Origin of the sequence: Frateuria terrea, assembly GCF_900115705.1 — a bacterium.
GTDB lineage: Bacteria > Pseudomonadota > Gammaproteobacteria > Xanthomonadales > Rhodanobacteraceae > Frateuria_A > Frateuria_A terrea.
Genome location: NZ_FOXL01000006.1, coordinates 1 through 18,696, shown reverse-complemented (window position 1 = coordinate 18,696; position 18,696 = coordinate 1). Strand labels below are relative to the sequence as shown.

Sequence of the window (18,696 nt, the reverse complement as noted above, 5' to 3'; positions counted from 1 at the left end):
CTGCCGGCCCGCCGTGGAGCGAACGGCGGGTTAGGTCAACGGTGCGTCGAAGCACGGCTCGCGCCGCCGGTATTCGCGCTGCGCAGCGAACCACACGCCGAGCCCGAAGCCCAGCACGACCAGCGCCAGCAGGCCGCCGCCGAACACGTAGCCGAGCGCATCGACCAGCCCCACGCCTGCCCAGTACATCGCCATCGTGCCCGTCAGCACCGCCGCGTTGACCCATTGTCGGCCGACCGCGTTCTGCGGACCGATCAGGTGCACGGCCAGCGCCACCAGTCCGCCGCCGGTAGCCACGATCAGCGTGACCAGCAGCATCAGCCATGGCTGGGTGGCATGGGTGAGCACGATGCCGAGCACCGTGTAGGCCAGCGCGCTGGCAGTGCCGGTCGGCACCAGCACCAGCAGGGCGTCGGCAAGGGTCTGCTGGTACTGGGTGCGGGTGGTGGGCGCGAGGGTGAGATAGAGGTCGGCCAGGTTGGGGCGCATGCGTTGCATGCCGCGGCCGATCTGCGGGAAGCGCGCCAGCGCGATCAGCACCGCGTAGGCGCCGACGACGCTGGCGTGGAAGGGCCTGCGGTGCAGCGCCACTACCACGTACAGCGTGGCGAAGACGGCCATGATGGCCATGCGCAGCAGGATCGCCAGCGCATTGTCGTGCGGCAGCAACAGGCGGCGCACCAGCGTCCGCCGGCGCGCGGCCGTGGGCTGCTGGCGGTAGCGTGTCAGGGCCTGCTCCAGCGCGCGCTGGGCGATCGTGTCGAACCAGCCTTCCAAGCGGCGGCCCAGCGCGCTGCGCCGAGGTGCCGCATCGGTGGTCGCGCCACGTCCCACGCTCAGCCCTTCCAGCGGCGAGGTATCCGGCGGCCTGTCGGTGATTTGCAACATGGGGTGCAGCGAAAGCCGCAGCAGCAACACCGCGACGAGCAGGAGCAGCGGCAGCGTCAATGGTGACTCAATGGCGTTATGCACGACCGCGCTGGCCAGTCCTGGCATCCACCCGGCCAGCACCAGCAGCGGCCAGAACAGCAGGCTGATCCAACGTTCCACGCCCATTGCGAAGCCCATCGCCGCAGCGAGTAGCAGCAACGTGCCTCCCAGTGCGGCATGGGGCACGCCGATGGCCAGCGCCAGCAACGCAGGCAGGCCGACCCAGGTCACTGCGTCGGCCAGTCCGAAGGCAGCGAGGCGGCGGCGGAACGCCGGCAGCAGGAAGGTTTCGGGCTGGCATGCACCGCGCAGCGTGGTCGCCAGGCCCAGGTGCCAGAACCAGCTGCCCACCGCGAGCAGGCCGGCGCCGATCGCGGCGCCCTCGGCATGCGGGGTGATCAGTGCCAGGCAGGCCAGCGCGGCCAGCCACAGCAGATGCACCAGCGCACCGAGCAGCGGCATCTGCCGGCTCGGCAGCAACCACAGCTGGGCGATCGCCCTCACGCCAATTCCACGAACAGGTCTTCCAGCGTGGGCATCTCGATGCGCAGGCTGGCCTCCTCATCCTTGGCCAACTGGTGCAGCCGTTCGGTCGGTACGTCCTCCACCAGCAGGTGCAGGCTGGCGCCGGCGACGCGAGCCTTGAGCACGCCGGGCATCGCCGGCGGAGTGGTCCAACCGGCGGGACGGCTCAGCACCGCGTGGCAAAGCCGGGACTTCAGCTCTGCCAGCGGCCGGACAAACTGGATTCGGCCATCGCGCAGCAACGCGATGTCGGCGTCGGCGCGCTCCAGGTCCGCAGTGATGTGAGTGGAGAAGATCACCGTCTTGCCCGGTGCGCCCATCAGCGCCAGCAACTCGCCCATGAAGGCGCGACGCGCCTGCGGATCGAGACTGGCCACCGGCTCGTCCAGCACCAGCAGGTCAGGCTCCGGCGCGATGGCGCGCACGATCGCGAGCTTCTGCCGTTGGCCTTGGGAGAGCCGGCCGATCTTCTGCTTCGAGTCGAGCTGCCACTCGTCCAGCAGGCGCGCGGCGAGGGCGTGGTTCCAGTGGGCGTAGAACGCGGCGGTAAAGTCCAGATAGGCGCGCACCTTCATCCACGGGAACAGGTCGAAGCCCTGCGGCACGAAACCGACGCGGTGCAGGCGCTCTCCACCCGGCTCGGTCATCGGCGCCCCGAACAACTCGATCGATCCGGCATCCACCGGCGCGAGCCCGAGCAGGCAGCGCAGCAGCGTGGTCTTGCCGGCGCCGTTGCGACCGAGCAGGCCGATCACGCGCCCGGCCGGAACCGTCCAGTCGACACCGCACAGCACCTGGCGTCCCTCGAACGCCTTGCGCAGCCCCTGCACACGCAGGACCGGCGCGGGTTCGCTCACTGGAGCGGCGGGCTGGGCGGGAAACGACAGTAGCGTGGTCATCGGCGAGATCCGGTGCTGACGACGCACTGTGGAGGCCACCGTGCCGTGCGTCCAGTGATGCTTGTCATCCGGGCCGGTATGCTGCCTTTTCCCCCCGAACGCCCGATACCGCCATGGACAACACGCTGGCCGGCAAGACCCTCTTCATCACCGGCGCCTCGCGCGGCATCGGCCTGGCGATCGCCATGCGCGCCGCGCGTGACGGCGCCAACGTGGCGATCGCCGCCAAAAGCGGTGTGCCCAATCCCAAGCTGCCGGGCACCATCCATACGGCGGCCGCCGCGGTGGAGGAAGCCGGCGGCAGGGCGCTCGCGCTGAAGGTCGATATCCGCGAGGAGGCGCAAATCCAGGCAGCGGTCGCACAGACCGTCGAGCACTTCGGCGGCATCGACATCGTGGTCAACAACGCCAGCGCGATCTGGCTGGCGGGGGTGGAAGCGACACCAGCGAAGCGTTTCGATCTCATGCAGCAGGTGAATACGCGCGGTACCTTCCTGGTCACCCAGGCGTGCCTGCCCTACCTCAAGCGCGCGGCCAACCCGCACGTATTGATGCTGGCGCCGCCGCCCAGCCTGGATCCCAAGTGGTTCGCACCGCACACCGCTTACACCATCGCCAAGATGGGCATGAGCCTGTGTGTGCTGGGGATGAGCGCGGAGTTCGCTCCTCTGGGCATAGCGGTCAATGCGCTTTGGCCGCGGACCGTGATCGCCACCGCGGCGATCGGGATGATCGAAGGTGTCCGACCCGAACAGTGCCGGCGCCCCGGCATCGTGGCCGATGCCGCCCATGCCATCCTGACCCGTCCGGCGCGGGCATGGAGCGGGCATTTTGCTTTGGACGAGGACATCCTGCGCGAGCAGGGCGTGGAGGATTTCGATGGTTACGCCGTCCAGCCGGGCGCGCCGCTGCTGCCGGACCTGTTCCTCGATTGACCGGCGGCCGCGCGGCCGTGATTAGGACCTGCACCCGTTTTTGTGATATTCATCACAGTCCGCCGCCCCGGGATCGGGCGGCATCGGCTGGAAAAGACGGCTGATCGGCACAGGGCATCCGTTCAGGGGCGGAGGTGGCGATGGTTGTGGCAATGGCATTACCCAGGCGCTGCGTCGTCTGGTTTGGCAGGCCTGCCGGCGCGGAACGCGACGAGCTGGAACATTCGGGTTGGCCCGTCCGCGTGGCCGACGTGCAGGCCAGCGGTGTGGGCGCGCGCAACGGCGACGTGGTCGTTGCGCTGGCCGACCTGCGCCAGGGGGACGACGCCACCTTGCAGGCGATGGAGGGCATGGTTGCCGAGCATCCGGGCGTGCCCTGGATTGCGCTGGTATCGCCCGAGACACCCGCACACGAACCGCGGGTGACCTCGATCCTGCGCGACTGCATGGCGGTATTTACCAGTCCGATCGACCTGCCGCGCCTGCGCGATGCCCTCGACCGACTGGGCCAGGGCGGCGTGCCTGCGCGCAGCAAACCGGACATGCCCGGCCTGGTCGGCAGCAGCCAGGCGATGCAGGCGCTTCGCACCAGCCTACGCAAATACGCGCCGGTCGACCTGCCGGTGCTGATCACCGGCGAAACCGGCACCGGCAAGGAAGTCGCGGCGCGTGCGGTACACCAGCTCTCGCCCCGGGCCGGACGCCCGTTCGTGGCGATCAATTGCGGCGCCCTGCCGAGCAACCTGGTGCAGTCCGAACTGTTCGGCCACGAGCGTGGCGCCTTCACCGGGGCCACCACGCGGCGCATCGGGCACATCGAAAGCGCCTGCGGCGGCACCGTATTCCTGGATGAGATCGGCGACCTGCCGCTGGACGCACAGACCAACCTGCTGCGTTTCCTGCAGGAAGGCACCATCGTGCGCGTGGGCAGCAGCCAGAGCCTGCGTGCGGACGTGCGTGTCCTGGCCGCCACCCATGTCGACATGGAAAAGGCGGTCGCTGCCGGCCGCTTCCGGCAGGATCTGTACTACCGGCTCAACGTCCTGCGCGTGCAGATACCCGCGCTGCGCGAACGCGAGGGCGACGTCGAGCTGCTGGCGCAGCATTTCCTGGACGGGTTTCGCGAGCATCACGATTGCCACGCGCGTGCCTTCAACGTGGCGGCGCGACGGGCGCTGCGCGAGTTTCCCTGGCCGGGCAACGTACGCGAGCTGGTCAACCGCGTGCAGCGCGCCGCGGTGGTGGCGGACGATACGCTGATCGGCGTGGGCGACCTGGACCTGCCCGTGCGCCCCGGCCGGTCGCCGGTCGCCGGGCTGGACCGCGCGCGCGTATCGGCCGAACGCGATGCGCTGGTCGCCTGCCTGCGCGAGACGCGCTTCAACGTCAGCGAATGCGCGCGCCGGCTGGGCATCGCGAGGGTCACCGTCTATCGCCTGTGCAAGAAGCACGGCCTGGCGCTGGACGAGCTGGCCCAGGCCGCGCGCTGACCCGCTAGGAGCCGGGGCGGCAGAAATCTTCCGGGCAAAGCCCGCTGCACAAGCCCGTCTTTCCGCCATTTCTTGGCCCATAGAACCACTATGGGCCGGCGAACCGTCGAAAAGCTGGACTTGCGCAGCGACCTTTTCGCCTCGAAAGTTTCTACCGCCCGGGCTCCTAGAACATGTAAGGGACCTTGAAGCTCAGCGTGAAGTCCGGTGCATCCTGGGTCAGGCCGATGCCGAGCATCGAAACCAGCGTGGTGTGCTGGCTCAGGGCATGGGTCACGCCCATGTTGAAGGTCGCTGCGTTCGCATCCGAGCCGATCACCTTGGTCCAGGGCGAGCCCTTGTAGCGGAGCGCGGCCTTTGCGCTCAGCTTGTCGCTGAAGGACAGGCTCAGGCTGGTGCGCTCGTTGAATGCGAAGGCCACACCGGCACCGAAGTAATAGGTGTTGCCCAGCTTCACCGACCCGGGGTTGACCGTTTGCGGGTCGGTATTGATGTCGCCGAAGTCGCGCGGACGCGAGTAGATATAGCCGATGTTGGCAAATACGATCGCCGGATCCATCGTCTTGACCGCGGACAGCCCCAGGTTGGCCTGCCAGACACCGTTGCCGGTCGGCTGCTTTTCGGGCACGGCGAAGCGGATGTACTGGTCATCGTCGCGCTCGATCACCTTCCAGTCGATGCCGTAGGGCGCCTGTCCGGTCGGTGCGGTGATGCCCAGCGTGAGCACGGTGTCCGGCCGCGTGTCGGTCTCGGCGAACAGCTTGTAGTTGGCGCTCAGGGCGATGTCGCCAAGGCCCGAGCCGGTGGTTTGCTCTTCGGCGATCGCCGCGGCCGACCCGCCGGCGCCGCCCTTTTGGTAGACCGTCTTGCGGCCGAGGTAGGGCACGTCCAGGTTCAGCGTCAGGCGCGGGCTGACTCCGTAGCGCGCGGCCAGGTCGTAGGTGAGCGAGTCGGACTTGACGTCTTCGATGGCGATGTTGCCGAGGAAGATCGCATCCAGCGCCAGAAAGCCATTGAGCGTGATCTGGCTGCGGTCGTAGCGGGCGTAGTTGATGCTGTTTTCCAGCGTGAATCGGCGGTCGAACAAGGCGTGCTCCTGCTGCAGCGCGTCCTTGAGGCTGCGCGTGGGCGCCTCCTGGCGCGCCGCCTGCGCCTCCGCCACGCTGCCGGCGTGGCCACCCTCGTCCGTGCGCGGGGCGGCCTGGGCCACCTGGGGCTCCGGGGCCGGCGGCACGTTAGCCGGTGCCGGCAGGGGCCCCGGCGCGGTCTTGCCCGCCAGGCGCGCTTGCAGGGCCTGCACCTGCATGTCCAGTTCGCGTAGCTGGCGCACCTGCTGCGCGTAGCTGGCTTTCAACGCCTGCAGCTGGGCCAGCAGGGTCTGCACCTGCGCCTGGTCCTGCGGGCTGGGCGCCGTCTGGGCGGCAAGGTCGAAGGGCAGGCCAATGAGCAGCCCGCATGCCACCGCGGTGGCTAACAGAGTCTTTTGCATGATGTCGTTTCCCCTGAACCGGGCACACCGGGCGGTGGCGTGCCTCAGTTTCCTGCCATGCCTCGGGTGAGGCCAATCGCCTGCGCCACGTTTTGCGCAAGCGGTGCATTGGCCGAGGCCGCCTGGCGTACCAGGTCGATCTCCAGCCGGTTGCTCACGCTCTGGTCGTCCGCGGCTAGCTGCACGCTCTGGCCGAGGCTGCCGTTACGGATCCATTGCTGCACCACGCCCTGGCCTGCGATGGACAGCCGCACGCCGGCGGACTGGCCGTCGAAGCCGACCGATACGTCGGCGGCGCCATTGCTGAGGCTGGCGCCGCCCGTGCTGGCGTCCGCGCCATGGGCAGGCGGTGCATCGCCGTTGCGGATGGACAGCCGGGCCACGTTGTTCGCCAGGTTGCCGTCGCCGGCGACCTGCACGCTCTGCAGCAAACCACCCACGTTGGCCAGGCCGCTGCCGTCGACGCGGCGGATGCCGCCGCTTGCGGGCATCGGTATCGGCGCATCGGCGCTGGTGATGCTCACGCTGGGGGTGAAGGTCAGCGTCGGCTGCCCTTTCCCGCTGTGGAAATCCATGCCGAACGCCAGCGTGCCCTGTAGCAGCTGACCGGCGGAGGTTTGCCAGGTAGAGATCATGCGCACGCCGAACCAGGCGACGGTGTGGTCATCGATGGTGAAGCGACCGCGCATTGCGTTGAGCTCGGTGTCGTCAAGCTCCCGCATGCCGGTCCCAGAGGTGGCCTCGGCCGCGCGTGCCTGCAGCGCGGGGACCAGCAGCAGCGCAGTGGCAAGGAAGAGGCATGTACGGCGGAACATGGCGCAGGTCCCTCAGAAAAGATCGGCATTGCTGAAGCCGAAATCCAGCAGTTCGGCGTCGGTGACCGGCCCCTGCCGGGCGTACAGGGCACGGGCGCTGGCCTTCTCGGTAGGCTGCAGCAGCACGGTGCGGCGATCGAAGTCGTTGCCGATCACCACGAACACGGCGCGCGAAGGCCAGGCCTGGAGGAATTCGGGAATCGACAGGCTGCGGTTGCCCAGCATCGGGTCGGCCAGTTCCACGGTGCCGCCCTGGACCTGCTTGAGCACCACGAAATGGCGGAAGCCGTGCACGTCCATCAACACCAGTCCGGGCACGCGCAGGCTGCGCAGGCGCGCCTCGTCGATGCGGTAACCGCGGCCGCGCATGCCCAACGCTTCCACGTAATGCTTGATGTCCAGCAGCGAGAAGCCACGCTGTTTCACCAGGTTCTCGTCGGCCACACCGAGCATGCCCTGGATCACCACTGCCTCGTCCACGTCCAGGTGGTAGGCGTAGCGAAGGATGGTAGCCAGCGCGGCGGCGCCGCAGCTGTAGTCGGTGTGCTGACGCACCAGGTTGCGGAAGCGCGCCTCCTGCATGCTCTCCACCGGATGAACGTACAGCCCGCCATTGGGCAGCACGCCGCCGAAGCGCACCTCGCCGGCATGCGCCGGCCGCACGGCGCACAGTGCCAGGCAGCAGAGCAGAAGAGTCGGGAGGATCGCTCGCATCGGTGTCCCTGATCGGAAGGAGTACCCCCCGGCCCGCAGGGGACGGGCCGGGGGGGTCCATAGGAACCCGGCTGCACGCAGCCGGGTACCGCCCTCGTTGGCCTGCCTTGGCCGAAGCCGTTACGGGGTGGGTTGCGCCACCGCCATCGACAGGGTGTTGGCCTGCAGGTTGCCGGTGCCCGAGGCCACGTTCACGCCGATGTTGCCGGTCGCATGCTGGAACGCATTGCCCGACAGGCTGGCGTCGTTGGTCGCATCGACCACTACCCAACGCGCGGTCTGCACGGTGCCGCACAGGTCGGCGTACAGGTCACTGGCGGAGAGCTCGACAAAGCCCAGGCCGCCTTGCTCGCTGCCCTGCGAGGTGCTGCTGGTGGTGCCGCCGTAGCTGGCGATCGGATAGCCGAACACGCTCACGCCACCGGACTCGGTACCCTGCGAGGTGCTGCTGGTGCTGCCGGCATAACCGCCCAGGCCGAGGCCGAGGCTGTAGCCCTGTACCGTGCCGCTCAGGTGCACGCGGGTAGTGTCGTAGTACTTCTGCACGAAGCCGGCGTTGCTCACGGCGTTGTGCGACGAGTTCTGGTCGACGTCGACGTTGGCGTGGGCGAATTCCGTGGTGGCAACCGAGGCCGCCAGCGCGTTCTTCTGCTCGTTGTTGTTGCCTGAGGCGACGTTCGCGCCGATGTTGCCGGAGGCATACTGGAAGGCGTTGTCGCCGATGCTGGCATCGTTGGTCACGCCCCGGTTGAAGGTCAGGTTGCCCCAGCCTCCCTGGTTGACGTCCACGTCCGAATCGGCCACGCCGAAGGCGAAGCTCGCGTCGGTGGCAGCGAGTGCCGCCGCGTTGTCCTGGGCGTTGTTGTCGCCGGCGGCCACGTTCATGCCGATGTTGCCGGAGGCCTGGCTGGCGGTGTTGTCGCTGATCGAGCTGCTGTTGGTGAGCTTGTCGTTGGTCGCGAAGTTGCGCGAGATGGACTGGTCGTTGTCCACCGAGGCAGTCGCGGCCGAGTCGACTTTCGGACGGTCATGGCCATGGTCGTTGGCATAGGCCATCGAACTGCCGAACAGCGTGGCGACCGCCAGGGCGATCAGGGTCTTCTTCATGGATGCGTTCATGGTGTCCTCACTCCGATTCTTATGGTGGTCAACGCGGAAGCTCCGATACGGACAGCGACAGGATGTTGCCTGTGGCGTTGCCCGATCCCGCGGTCTGGTTGAGCTGCAGCACACCGCGGAAACCCTGCATGGCGTTCGCGGCGACGGCTACGCTTCGCGTGCCTTCCCCCCGCACACCGGGTTCCGTTCCCGGCTGCACTTCTGCCGACGCCGAAACGGCGGCGGACAGGGATCCGTCCGTCGTCTCGCGTATGCCCTGGTCGGCCAGCGCCGCGGCGACCGCATTGAGCTGCGTGTTCGCGCTGCCGCTGACCTGATTGATCGATACGAGTCCGTGCGCGCCGGAAAGGACGTGTCCGGCAATGACGGCGCTGGCTTCCAGTGGGGCGTCCACCCGGTTTGCCTGCAGCCGCTGGCGGACGTCGATCCGCGCCTGCGCGGCCGTTCCACTGGCGAAGGCGCGCAGGTTGGCCTGGCTGTTGAGGTCGCCTGCCGCCAGGTTCACCGCCACGTTGCCCTGGGCGCCCTGCAGTACGTTGTCGTCCAGGCGGCTGCTGGTGAGATAGCCGAGCATGGCGGCGTAGTCGTCGTCGCCCGCGCTGGCGCTGGGGCTGAGCATGGCCAGCGTGGCAAGCATCAGGACAAGGGAGGCGGCGTGCCGCATGGCGTTCAGTGCCCGCCGCCGAAGGGCAGTTGCGAGAGGGCGCCCTGCACCTGGTTGCCGATGCCGCGGGTCGCATCGCCCAGCGCTCCGATCGGTGCGGCAACGGTGTTGCTGACGCCATTGCCGGCCACCGTGGGGCCGCTGCCGGAACCGCGCAGCAGCACGGCGTCGAGCGTGCGGCCGACGGCGGTGGACTGTAGTTGCGCGGCCTGCGACGGCGCGGCATCCAGCCGCGCGAAGTCTTCGTCCGACAACTCGCGCGTGCCGAGCGAAGCGGTGATTTCGGGGCGCGGCGAGGGCGACACCATAAGTGCCATGCCCGGCGGCGCCGAGCGATAGGCTGGGCGCGTGGATACGTTGCGCAGCACTACGATGTCGCCCGGCTGGGCCTGGACCGCACGATGCGCATCCGCCGCGTGTCCGGGTGAGGCCAACACCAGGGCAAGCGCGGCCGAGAGCGGCCAGAACGCAAAGCGGTGCAGAAGTTGGGCGACTGTGGATTGCATGGGCCGTGGATTCCGTGGTGAGTGCCTGATGGCAATCACCGTGCCAAGCCGCCCGATGCCCACCGGAGCGCTCTCTGGCGCGGTCCGCGCCGCATGGGTCGAACTGGCTCTCGGGCCGGCGGTGTTACAGCCGGCGATGGCCGACGGCGTGCGGGCCGGCGCAACCCGCATGGGACCGTGCCTGGCGCGAAGGTGTTACAGGGGCGATACAGCCTGTGTCGCTGTTACAGCTGCCGCCATCGGACCAGGTGGCCGGTGCTAGCATGTGCGGACGACGCCCCGGTCGTCCCCCTGCATGTTGCGACGGCGCCAAACGCCGCCGGAGAGGTCATGTCCACGCAAGACGCTTCCCTGATCGACCTGGCCCGGCGCTATTGGCTGCCGGTGTACCGGCCGCGCGAGCTGGTGCTCGACCATGGCCGCGGCGCACGGCTGTGGGATACACAGGGCCGCGACTACGTGGATTTCGGCGCCGGCATCGCGGTGAACGGCCTGGGCCACCAGGATCCGGACCTGCTTGCCGCTCTTACTGCACAGGCGCACAAGCTCTGGCACAGCAGCAACGTCTTTTATACCGAGCCGCCATTGAAGCTGGCGCAGGAGTTGGTCGAGGCCTCGGGCTTTGCCGAGCGCGTGTTCCTGTGCAATTCCGGCGCCGAGGCGAACGAAGCAGCCATCAAGCTGGTGCGCCGCTGGGCCGCGGCGCAGGGGCGTGCGCCCGACCGGCGCACCATCGTGACCTTCCATGGGTCCTTCCATGGCCGCACCCTGGCCACGGTGACGGCGACGGCGCAGCCGAAGTATCAGGAAGGCTACGAGCCGCTTCCGGGCGGCTTCCGCTACATCGACTTCAACGACGTTGCCGCATTGGAGGCAGCGTTCGCCCACGGCGACGTTGCCGCCGTCATGGTCGAGCCGGTGCAGGGCGAAGGCGGCGTACGTCCGGCCGCAGCGGGCTTCCTCGCACATGCGCGCGAGCTATGCGATCGGCACGGTGCATTGCTGGTCCTGGACGAGATCCAGTGCGGCATGGGGCGCACCGGCACGCTGTTCGCGCATGCGCAGGACGGTGTGACGCCGGACATCGTGACCCTGGCCAAGGCACTTGGTGCGGGCTTTCCGATCGGCGCCATGCTGGCCGGGGCGAAGGTGGCCGAAGTCATGCAGGTGGGCGCGCACGGCTCGACGTTCGGCGGCAACCCGCTGGCAGCTGCGGTGGCGCGCGTGGCGCTGGCCAAGCTCGGCTCGGCAGCCGTGCTGATGAACGTGGAGCGCCAGGCCAACGAGCTGCGTGCCGGCCTGGCGGCCATCGACCGCGAACTGGGGCTATTCGACGAAGTGCGCGGGCGCGGCCTGATGCTCGGTGCGGCGCTGGCCGAGCCGCACCGTGGCAAGGCCGGTGCCATGCTTGACGTTGCCGCCGCGCATGGCGTGCTGTTGCTACAGGCCGGCCCCGACGTCCTGCGCCTGTTGCCGCCGTTGACGATTACCGACGAGGAAGTGGCTGAGGGCCTGGGCCGTTTGCGCGCGGCGCTGGCGGCCTTCCTCGACGACTCTGCCGGAGACATGCCATGAAATATCTGCACACGATGGTCCGGGTGCGCGATCTGCCCGCCTCGCTGCGGTTCTATTGCGAAGGCCTGGGTTTGCGCGAGATGCGCCGCAAGGAGGTGCCCGAGGGCAAGTACACCCTGGTGTTCCTGGCCGCGCCGGGCAGCCCGGAGGCGGAGATCGAGCTCACCTGGAACTGGGGCTCGGACGAGGACTACGGTTCGGCACGCAACTTCGGCCACCTGGCCTTCCGCGTGGAAGACATCTACTCCACCTGCCAGCGGCTGAAGGACATGGGTTACACCATCTATCGCCCGCCGCGCGACGGGCACATGGCGTTCGTGCGCTCACCCGACCTGATCTCGATCGAGCTCTTGCAGGACGGGCACCTGCCGCCGCAGGAGCCGTGGGCATCGATGCCCAACACCGGTAGCTGGTAGCACTCACCTTCAGGCCAGGCCGTGCTCTTCCAGCGCGCGCTGCAGTTCTGTGATGCCGGCGAAGCAATGGCCCACCAGGCCCGCCGCGCGCGCGCCGGCGACGTTGGCGGGGTTGTCATCGACGAACAGCGTGGCCGGCGGCGGCATTGCCAGCGCTTCCAGGCACCGAAGGTAGGCGGCTGGAGAAGGCTTGGCGGCGCCCAACTGTGCGGAGCAGAACGCGCGGCCACTGAACAAAGGGAACAACGCCGGCACGATTGCGGGCCACGATTGGGCCATCAATAGGCCGTTGTTGCTCAGCATGGCCACCGTGATCCCGCGTGCACGTAGCTTGCTGGCAAGCGACAGCATTGGCGGTTTCTCATGGGTCGCCGCGCGTCGCGCATCGACCCAAGCGTCAGCAGGAACCGTGCAGTCCAGTTCGCGGCCCAGTGCCTCCAGATAGGCGTCTGCGTCGAGCAGGCCGGCATCCGCCGCATCTTCGACGCCGGAAGCATAGATCGCTGCGCGGACTGCGTGGGAAGGGCGACCAAGGAAGTGCGCAAGGTGGCCGATGCGCACGTCGCGGTCGTAGTCGGCGAGCACCCCGTCGAAGTCGAACAGCACGCAGCGGATGGCTGCCGTCACGCGTGCTGCCTGGCCTCGCGCAAGGCGCCGCGAGCGGCTTCCAGCGTGTCTGCGATGTCCTGCTCGCTGTGCGCGCTGGAGAGGAACCCAGCCTCGAATGCACTGGGTGCCAGGTACACGCCGCGCTTCAACATGCCATGGAAAAACCGGTTGAACAGGGCGGTGTCGGCTGCGGTGGCCTGTGCGTAGCTCTGTACCTTCTCACTAGTAAAGAACAGACCGAACATGCCGCCCACGCGGTTGGTGCTCAACGGTACGCCTTCGCCGTCGGCCACCGCCTGCAGGCCATCGCATAGCAACCGCGTGCGTGCGCCGAGCGCATCGTGGAATCCCGGTGCCTGGACCAGTTCCAGCATGGCCAGGCCCGCCGCCATCGCCACCGGATTGCCCGAAAGCGTGCCGGCCTGGTAGATCGGGCCTGACGGTGCGACCTGTTCCATCAGCTCGCGCCGTCCGCCATAGGCACCGACCGGCATGCCGCCACCGATCACCTTGCCGAAGGTGGTCAGGTCAGGTACTACGCCGTAGTGCGCCTGTGCGCCGCCCAGCGATACGCGGAACCCGGTCATCACCTCATCGAAGATCAACACCGCGCCGTGGCGCGTGCACAGGTCGCGCAAGCCCTGCAGGTAGCCGTCCTTTGGCGGGATGCAATTCATGTTGCCGGCGACTGGCTCGATGATCAGCCCGGCGATCTCTGCACCATGCTTCGCAAATAGCGTTTTGGCTGCGGCCAGGTCGTTGTAGGGAAGCGTCAGGGTGAGGTCGGCGGCCGCCTTGGGCACGCCTGGCGACGTCGGCACGCCGAACGTCAGTGCGCCGGAACCCGCCTTGACCAGGAAGCTGTCGCCGTGGCCGTGGTAGCAACCTTCGAACTTGACGATCTTGTCTCGACCGGTGGCGCCGCGCGCCAGCCGGATCGCCGACATGGTCGCCTCGGTGCCCGAGTTGACCATGCGCACCATTTCAACCGAGGGCACCAGTCGCGTGATCGTTTCGGCCATGGTCACCTCGGCAGGCGAAGGGGTGCCAAAGGAGAGGCCGTCGCGCACCGCGCGCTCCACCGCTTCGCGCACGCGCGGGTGGTTGTGGCCGACGATCATCGGGCCCCAGGAACCCACGTAGTCGATGTAACGCGTATCCTCCACGTCCCACAGGTAGGCGCCGTCGGCGCGTGCGGTAAAGAACGGCTCGCCGCCAACCGACTTGAAGGCGCGCACGGGCGAATTGACGCCGCCCGGCATCAGCTGCAGCGCGCGCTGAAAGAGTTCGTGATTGGTGCTCATCAAGGGGACTCGCTCATAGGAAAACGGTAGAGGTCGGCCAAGCGCCGGGCGGCCGCGCGCACGGCTGCGTTACCGAAGACGGCCGAGATGGCGGCCAGGTAATCGGCGCCAGCATCGACCAGCGCCGCGCCATTCTCGGGCGTGATGCCGCCGATCGCCACCCGGGGTACCCCCAGTGCGGCGCTCTGCCTCAGCAGGTCGATCGACGCAAGTCCAGCATCCGGCAGCGTTGGCGATGGAAAGAACGCCCCGAACGAAACGTAAGTGGCGCCGGCGACCACCATCGCGCGGGCACGCTCCAGGGAAGCGAAGCAGGACACGCCGATGATCGCCTGTGGGCCAAGGCGACCGCGCGCGCTCGCCAGGTCTTCAGCGGTCTCGCCCAGGTGCACGCCGGCTGCGCCCACTGCCTGTGCCAGCGCCGCATCGCCGTTGATCAGCAGTGGCACGCCGCGTTCGTCACACAGGCGCTTGATCGCCTCGGCTTCGGCGCGGCGGCGCGGATGGTCGTCACCCAGGTCGCGGTACTGCAGCAATCGCACACCGCCTGCCAGTGCCTCCTGCACGACGTGCTGCAGGTCGGTGCGCGGGCCGTCGGTGATCGCGTAAAGGCCGCGCGATGGGAAGTCGGGCATGGAGAATCCTTCATCTATTGTCCCTTGCGCTTTCGCTCGGGCGAGGGAGTTGCGAGAATGCCCCATTCAACTGCTGACGAAGACAAGAACCGATGAGCACCGATGCACGACCCCCTGCAACCCGCAAATGGATGTGCGTGGTGTGCGGCTTCATCTACGACGAAGCGCTCGGCCTGCCCGAAGAGGAGATCGAGCCGGGCACGCGCTGGGAGGACGTGCCCGACACGTGGACCTGTCCTGACTGCGGTGCGACCAAGGACGACTTCGAGATGGTCGAGATCGACTGAGGCGCGCCTTGCTGTCGTCATAAAACGGCCCGGTTCCGTCATCGTGCGGACCGGGCCGTTTGTTTATCTATCTGCGTACCAGAGCCACAGGAGGCACGCCATGAAACAGTTCATTCCTTTCGAGGACGATTGGGATGTCTTGGAGCGGCTCGATGCGTCACGGCTGGTGCCCTACCAGGTGGACCTGCCCTGTGAGCGCGGCGCTGCTCAGCGCACCGTGCCGATCTCGCCCTCGACCGTGAGCTCGTCCCCGGCCTCTGCACCGATGCGCCGTGCCGTGCCGGCAGGCAGCTCCAGGACATAGCGGGCCGGCGCGTCGCTGGGGTAGCTTGGACACGGGTCGGCCTTGCAGGGCGGGACATCCAGTTGCATGGACACCAGCTTGCGGTCGGCGCCGAAGTAGAGGATGTCCAGCGGGATCAGCGTGTTCTTCATCCAGAACCAGCGCGGCTGGGTATCCGGGAAGACGAACAACATGCTGTGGTCCGGCGCCAATTCCGTGCGCATCATCAAGCCGTGCTCGCGGCTGGCGTCGTCCGTGGCCAGCTCGGCGGAGAAACGCTGCCCGTGCAGGCTCACTGCCGAGGTTGCCTGTGGCGTGGCCGTGGCGCAGCCGGCAACGGTGAGCAACAACGAAGCGAGCAGCAGTCGTTTCATCGCGAGGGTCCTCATGGGAGTCGGCCAGCGAGTGTAGCGGTTGAACCGCCTCCGAACGGCGCCGAAAAAAGCTCTACGCCCCCTTCACAGGATGCCCGGTCGGCGCTATGATTCTCGCCCCCTTCGACGAGGCGCCCCTCGCGAAGCGGTTCTCTTCCCCCGAGCAAAGATCTTCGCAAAAGGGTGTTGACGAACCGGGAAGGGAATGTAGAATGGGCGGCTCACCCGGGACGAAACGTCTCGGGGCGATCTGAAGAACGGGTCGCAAGTGATTGATCTTTGACAGTGTGCGCAGGTGACTTGTGTGGGCGCCTTGCGGTGGATGGATGACTGTCCACAAATGCAAGCGTCTAACCTAAGAGTCAATTCAAAAGCTTGACGTTTTACGGTTAGGACAACGCTTCAGAAAGATAGATCTGCTTCGGCAGGTCGAAAACTTAAGTGAAGAGTTTGATCCTGGCTCAGATTGAACGCTGGCGGCATGCCTAACACATGCAAGTCGAACGGCAGCGGGTCCTTCGGGATGCCGGCGAGTGGCGGACGGGTGAGTAATGCATCGGGACCTGCCCAGACGTGGGGGATAACGTAGGGAAACTTACGCTAATACCGCATACGTCCTACGGGAGAAAGCAGGGGACCTTCGGGCCTTGCGCGGTTGGATGGACCGATGTGCGATTAGCTAGTTGGCGGGGTAATGGCCCACCAAGGCGACGATCGCTAGCTGGTCTGAGAGGATGATCAGCCACACTGGGACTGAGACACGGCCCAGACTCCTACGGGAGGCAGCAGTGGGGAATATTGGACAATGGGCGCAAGCCTGATCCAGCAATGCCGCGTGTGTGAAGAAGGCCTTCGGGTTGTAAAGCACTTTTATCAGGAACGAAACACTGTCGGTTAATACCCGGCGGGACTGACGGTACCTGAGGAATAAGCACCGGCTAACTTCGTGCCAGCAGCCGCGGTAATACGAAGGGTGCAAGCGTTAATCGGAATTACTGGGCGTAAAGCGTGCGTAGGCGGTTTCTTAAGTCTGCTGTGAAATCCCCGGGCTCAACCTGGGAATGGCAGTGGATACTGGGAGGCTAGAGTGTGTCAGAGGATGGTGGAATTCCCGGTGTAGCGGTGAAATGCGTAGAGATCGGGAGGAACATCAGTGGCGAAGGCGGCCATCTGGGACAACACTGACGCTGAGGCACGAAAGCGTGGGGAGCAAACAGGATTAGATACCCTGGTAGTCCACGCCCTAAACGATGCGAACTGGATGTTGGTCTCAACTCGGAGATCAGTGTCGAAGCTAACGCGTTAAGTTCGCCGCCTGGGGAGTACGGTCGCAAGACTGAAACTCAAAGGAATTGACGGGGGCCCGCACAAGCGGTGGAGTATGTGGTTTAATTCGATGCAACGCGAAGAACCTTACCTGGCCTTGACATGTCTGGAATCCTTGAGAGATCGAGGAGTGCCTTCGGGAACCAGAACACAGGTGCTGCATGGCTGTCGTCAGCTCGTGTCGTGAGATGTTGGGTTAAGTCCCGCAACGAGCGCAACCCTTGTCCTTAGTTGCCAGCACGTAATGGTGGGAACTCTAAGGAGACTGCCGGTGACAAACCGGAGGAAGGTGGGGATGACGTCAAGTCATCATGGCCCTTACGGCCAGGGCTACACACGTACTACAATGGTCGGTACAGAGGGTTGCAATACCGCGAGGTGGAGCCAATCCCAGAAAGCCGATCCCAGTCCGGATCGAAGTCTGCAACTCGACTTCGTGAAGTCGGAATCGCTAGTAATCGCGGATCAGCTATGCCGCGGTGAATACGTTCCCGGGCCTTGTACACACCGCCCGTCACACCATGGGAGTGAGTTGCTCCAGAAGCCGTTAGTCTAACCGCAAGGGGGACGACGACCACGGAGTGGTTCATGACTGGGGTGAAGTCGTAACAAGGTAGCCGTATCGGAAGGTGCGGCTGGATCACCTCCTTTCGAGAAAGGCAGCACCGCTGCCGCAAGACGTCCACACAAGGCACCTGCACATCCACACGCTTCGATCGACAGATCGCAAGGCGTGTTTGGTCGTTAGACCGGGAAGCTTATGGGTCTGTAGCTCAGGTGGTTAGAGCGCACCCCTGATAAGGGTGAGGCCGGTGGTTCGAGTCCTCCCAGACCCACCACCACGGTTTTACGGGGCCATAGCTCAGCTGGGAGAGCACCTGCTTTGCAAGCAGGGGGTCGTCGGTTCGATCCCGACTGGCTCCACCAGTACCTGGCACGACCGCTTCGGATGTGTAGAACACGCGCACACAAAGATTGATTGAAGCCAACCGGCGCTGAGGCCGGCGTGGTGTTCTTTGAAAACGTAAACGAGTGACAAGCGTTTTGGTTCGAAACCGAACCGAGATGTGTCGTTGAGGCAATGGTAGCGAGCGTTGTTTGGCGGAATCCCGTTCCTGAGGAGGAAAGGGAGTATGCCCCGAGGCGACTTGGGGTTATATGGTCAAGCGACCAAGCGTATACGGTGGATGCCTTGGCAGTCAGAGGCGATGAAGGACGTGGCAGCCTGCGAAAAGTGTCGGGGAGCTGGCAACAAGCTTTGATCCGGCAATGTCCGAATGGGGAAACCCACCGCTTAGGCGGTACCGTGCACTGAATACATAGGTGTACGGAGCGAACCCGGGGAACTGAAATATCTAAGTACCCGGAGGAAAAGAAATCAACCGAGATTCCGTAAGTAGCGACGAGCGAACGCGGAGCAGCCCAAAAGCGCACAGTGTTTTAGCTAAAGGATCTGGAAAGGTCCGCCATAGACGGTGATAGCCCGGTAGGCGAAAGGGCACCGTGCGTGAAATTGAGTAGGGCGGGGCACGAGAAACCCTGTCTGAACATGGGGGGGACCATCCTCCAAGGCTAAATACTCCTGACTGACCGATAGCGAACAAGTACCGTGAGGGAAAGGCGAAAAGAACCCCGGAGAGGGGAGTGAAATAGACCCTGAAACCGTATACGTACAAGCAGTGGAAGCCCGCAAGGGTGACTGCGTACCTTTTGTATAATGGGTCAGCGACTTACTGTCAGTGGCGAGCTTAACCGTCTAGGGGAGGCGAAGGGAAACCGAGTCTGAATAGGGCGCATAGTC

The 18,696-nt window shown here is 66.0% G+C and carries 17 protein-coding genes, 2 tRNA genes and 2 rRNA genes; 9 read left to right on the top strand and 12 right to left on the bottom strand.

Features of this window, described 5'->3' with window-relative positions:
• Positions 1-30 precede the first annotated feature (30 nt).
• Both BMZ38_RS11435 and BMZ38_RS11430 read right to left on the bottom strand, forming a co-directional pair.
• Positions 31-1,434, bottom strand: a complete 1,404-nt coding sequence (locus BMZ38_RS11435; RefSeq protein ID WP_091337542.1) for a hypothetical protein — start codon at positions 1,432-1,434, stop codon at positions 31-33.
• On the bottom strand, positions 1,431-2,354 hold the full coding sequence (locus BMZ38_RS11430; protein ID WP_091337540.1) for an ABC transporter ATP-binding protein: 924 nt from the start codon (positions 2,352-2,354) through the stop codon (positions 1,431-1,433). The genes BMZ38_RS11435 and BMZ38_RS11430 overlap by 4 nt, the downstream gene beginning before the upstream one ends.
• A gap of 113 nt (positions 2,355-2,467) precedes the next feature.
• On the opposite strand from BMZ38_RS11430, the gene BMZ38_RS11425 reads away from it, so the two are divergent.
• Both BMZ38_RS11425 and BMZ38_RS11420 read left to right on the top strand, forming a co-directional pair.
• Positions 2,468-3,289, top strand: a complete 822-nt coding sequence (locus BMZ38_RS11425) for an SDR family oxidoreductase (protein WP_091337538.1) — start codon at positions 2,468-2,470, stop codon at positions 3,287-3,289.
• Positions 3,290-3,441: 152 nt separating this feature from the next.
• Positions 3,442-4,779 carry a sigma-54 dependent transcriptional regulator gene (locus BMZ38_RS11420; RefSeq protein WP_245747263.1) on the top strand — a complete coding sequence of 446 codons (1,338 nt, stop codon included), beginning with the start codon at positions 3,442-3,444 and terminating at the stop codon, positions 4,777-4,779.
• 166 nt (positions 4,780-4,945) lie between these two features.
• Here BMZ38_RS11420 and BMZ38_RS11415 read toward each other — a convergent pair whose 3' ends face one another.
• The 6 genes from BMZ38_RS11415 to BMZ38_RS11390 all read right to left on the bottom strand — a co-directional run bounded on the left by BMZ38_RS11415 (position 4,946) and on the right by BMZ38_RS11390 (position 10,086).
• The gene (locus BMZ38_RS11415; RefSeq protein ID WP_175483765.1) at positions 4,946-6,268 is read right to left on the bottom strand and encodes a hypothetical protein; all 1,323 of its coding nucleotides are present in this window, start codon (positions 6,266-6,268) and stop codon (positions 4,946-4,948) included.
• A gap of 44 nt (positions 6,269-6,312) precedes the next feature.
• On the bottom strand, positions 6,313-7,083 hold the full coding sequence (locus BMZ38_RS11410) for a hypothetical protein (protein ID WP_091337534.1): 771 nt from the start codon (positions 7,081-7,083) through the stop codon (positions 6,313-6,315).
• A 12-nt stretch (positions 7,084-7,095) separates the two neighbouring features.
• Positions 7,096-7,797 carry a C39 family peptidase gene (locus BMZ38_RS11405; RefSeq protein WP_091337532.1) on the bottom strand — a complete coding sequence of 234 codons (702 nt, stop codon included), beginning with the start codon at positions 7,795-7,797 and terminating at the stop codon, positions 7,096-7,098.
• 120 nt (positions 7,798-7,917) lie between these two features.
• Entirely contained in the window at positions 7,918-8,916 is a 999-nt protein-coding gene (locus BMZ38_RS11400) for a hypothetical protein (RefSeq protein ID WP_139202441.1), read from the bottom strand.
• 28 nt (positions 8,917-8,944) lie between these two features.
• Positions 8,945-9,580 (bottom strand): hypothetical protein, encoded by a 636-nt coding sequence (locus tag BMZ38_RS11395; RefSeq protein ID WP_091337529.1) that lies wholly within the window; start codon positions 9,578-9,580, stop codon positions 8,945-8,947.
• Positions 9,581-9,585: 5 nt separating this feature from the next.
• On the bottom strand, positions 9,586-10,086 hold the full coding sequence (locus BMZ38_RS11390) for a hypothetical protein (RefSeq protein WP_091337527.1): 501 nt from the start codon (positions 10,084-10,086) through the stop codon (positions 9,586-9,588).
• A 330-nt stretch (positions 10,087-10,416) separates the two neighbouring features.
• Between BMZ38_RS11390 and BMZ38_RS11385 the strand changes: the two genes are divergently transcribed.
• Positions 10,417-11,661 carry an acetylornithine/succinylornithine family transaminase gene (locus tag BMZ38_RS11385; protein ID WP_091337526.1) on the top strand — a complete coding sequence of 415 codons (1,245 nt, stop codon included), beginning with the start codon at positions 10,417-10,419 and terminating at the stop codon, positions 11,659-11,661.
• The gene (locus tag BMZ38_RS11380) at positions 11,658-12,077 is read left to right on the top strand and encodes a VOC family protein (RefSeq protein WP_091337524.1); all 420 of its coding nucleotides are present in this window, start codon (positions 11,658-11,660) and stop codon (positions 12,075-12,077) included. Before BMZ38_RS11385 ends, BMZ38_RS11380 begins: the two co-directional genes overlap by 4 nt.
• A gap of 9 nt (positions 12,078-12,086) precedes the next feature.
• Here BMZ38_RS11380 and BMZ38_RS11375 read toward each other — a convergent pair whose 3' ends face one another.
• Genes BMZ38_RS11375 through thiE form a run of 3 tightly spaced genes read right to left on the bottom strand, consistent with a single transcriptional unit; the run spans position 12,087 to position 14,625 of the window.
• A complete protein-coding gene (locus BMZ38_RS11375) occupies positions 12,087-12,704 on the bottom strand; it encodes an HAD family hydrolase (protein WP_175483764.1) in 618 nt (205 codons plus the stop codon).
• Entirely contained in the window at positions 12,701-13,990 is a 1,290-nt protein-coding gene (gene hemL / locus BMZ38_RS11370; protein ID WP_091337519.1) for a glutamate-1-semialdehyde 2,1-aminomutase, read from the bottom strand. The genes BMZ38_RS11375 and hemL overlap by 4 nt, the downstream gene beginning before the upstream one ends.
• Positions 13,990-14,625 (bottom strand): thiamine phosphate synthase, encoded by a 636-nt coding sequence (gene thiE, locus BMZ38_RS11365; protein WP_091337517.1) that lies wholly within the window; start codon positions 14,623-14,625, stop codon positions 13,990-13,992. Before thiE ends, hemL begins: the two co-directional genes overlap by 1 nt.
• A 92-nt stretch (positions 14,626-14,717) precedes the next feature.
• Here thiE and BMZ38_RS11360 point away from each other — a divergent pair, with 92 nt between their 5' ends.
• Positions 14,718-14,912, top strand: coding sequence for a rubredoxin (locus tag BMZ38_RS11360; protein WP_091337515.1), 195 nt, complete (start codon positions 14,718-14,720; stop codon positions 14,910-14,912).
• A gap of 207 nt (positions 14,913-15,119) precedes the next feature.
• Here the strand turns inward: BMZ38_RS11360 and BMZ38_RS11355 are convergent, their stop codons facing one another.
• On the bottom strand, positions 15,120-15,569 hold the full coding sequence (locus BMZ38_RS11355; protein WP_091337513.1) for a DUF192 domain-containing protein: 450 nt from the start codon (positions 15,567-15,569) through the stop codon (positions 15,120-15,122).
• A 438-nt stretch (positions 15,570-16,007) separates the two neighbouring features.
• Here BMZ38_RS11355 and BMZ38_RS11350 point away from each other — a divergent pair.
• The 4 genes from BMZ38_RS11350 to BMZ38_RS11335 all read left to right on the top strand — a co-directional run.
• Positions 16,008-17,546 (top strand): 16S ribosomal RNA (locus BMZ38_RS11350).
• Between the two features lie 111 nt (positions 17,547-17,657).
• Positions 17,658-17,734, top strand: a tRNA-Ile gene (locus BMZ38_RS11345).
• A gap of 12 nt (positions 17,735-17,746) precedes the next feature.
• A tRNA-Ala gene (locus BMZ38_RS11340) sits at positions 17,747-17,822 on the top strand.
• Positions 17,823-18,055: 233 nt separating this feature from the next.
• Positions 18,056-18,696 (top strand): 23S ribosomal RNA (locus BMZ38_RS11335); the annotation flags it as partial.

Bases quoted from the DNA above. Each gene is read 5' to 3' on its own strand.
- BMZ38_RS11420 (WP_245747263.1), top strand. From the start codon at position 3,442: ATGGCATTACCCAGGCGCTGCGTCGTCTGGTTTGGCAGGCCTGCCGGC.
- BMZ38_RS11430 (WP_091337540.1), bottom strand. From the start codon at position 2,354: ATGACCACGCTACTGTCGTTTCCCGCCCAGCCCGCCGCTCCAGTGAGC.
- BMZ38_RS11410 (WP_091337534.1), bottom strand. From the start codon at position 7,083: ATGTTCCGCCGTACATGCCTCTTCCTTGCCACTGCGCTGCTGCTGGTC.
- BMZ38_RS11425 (WP_091337538.1), top strand. From the start codon at position 2,468: ATGGACAACACGCTGGCCGGCAAGACCCTCTTCATCACCGGCGCCTCG.
- BMZ38_RS11415 (WP_175483765.1), bottom strand. From the start codon at position 6,268: ATGCAAAAGACTCTGTTAGCCACCGCGGTGGCATGCGGGCTGCTCATT.
- BMZ38_RS11355 (WP_091337513.1), bottom strand. From the start codon at position 15,569: ATGAAACGACTGCTGCTCGCTTCGTTGTTGCTCACCGTTGCCGGCTGC.
- BMZ38_RS11385 (WP_091337526.1), top strand. From the start codon at position 10,417: ATGTCCACGCAAGACGCTTCCCTGATCGACCTGGCCCGGCGCTATTGG.
- thiE (WP_091337517.1), bottom strand. From the start codon at position 14,625: ATGCCCGACTTCCCATCGCGCGGCCTTTACGCGATCACCGACGGCCCG.
- BMZ38_RS11360 (WP_091337515.1), top strand. From the start codon at position 14,718: ATGAGCACCGATGCACGACCCCCTGCAACCCGCAAATGGATGTGCGTG.
- hemL (WP_091337519.1), bottom strand. From the start codon at position 13,990: ATGAGCACCAATCACGAACTCTTTCAGCGCGCGCTGCAGCTGATGCCG.
- BMZ38_RS11380 (WP_091337524.1), top strand. From the start codon at position 11,658: ATGAAATATCTGCACACGATGGTCCGGGTGCGCGATCTGCCCGCCTCG.
- BMZ38_RS11390 (WP_091337527.1), bottom strand. From the start codon at position 10,086: ATGCAATCCACAGTCGCCCAACTTCTGCACCGCTTTGCGTTCTGGCCG.
- BMZ38_RS11400 (WP_139202441.1), bottom strand. From the start codon at position 8,916: ATGAACGCATCCATGAAGAAGACCCTGATCGCCCTGGCGGTCGCCACG.
- BMZ38_RS11405 (WP_091337532.1), bottom strand. From the start codon at position 7,797: ATGCGAGCGATCCTCCCGACTCTTCTGCTCTGCTGCCTGGCACTGTGC.
- BMZ38_RS11395 (WP_091337529.1), bottom strand. From the start codon at position 9,580: ATGCGGCACGCCGCCTCCCTTGTCCTGATGCTTGCCACGCTGGCCATG.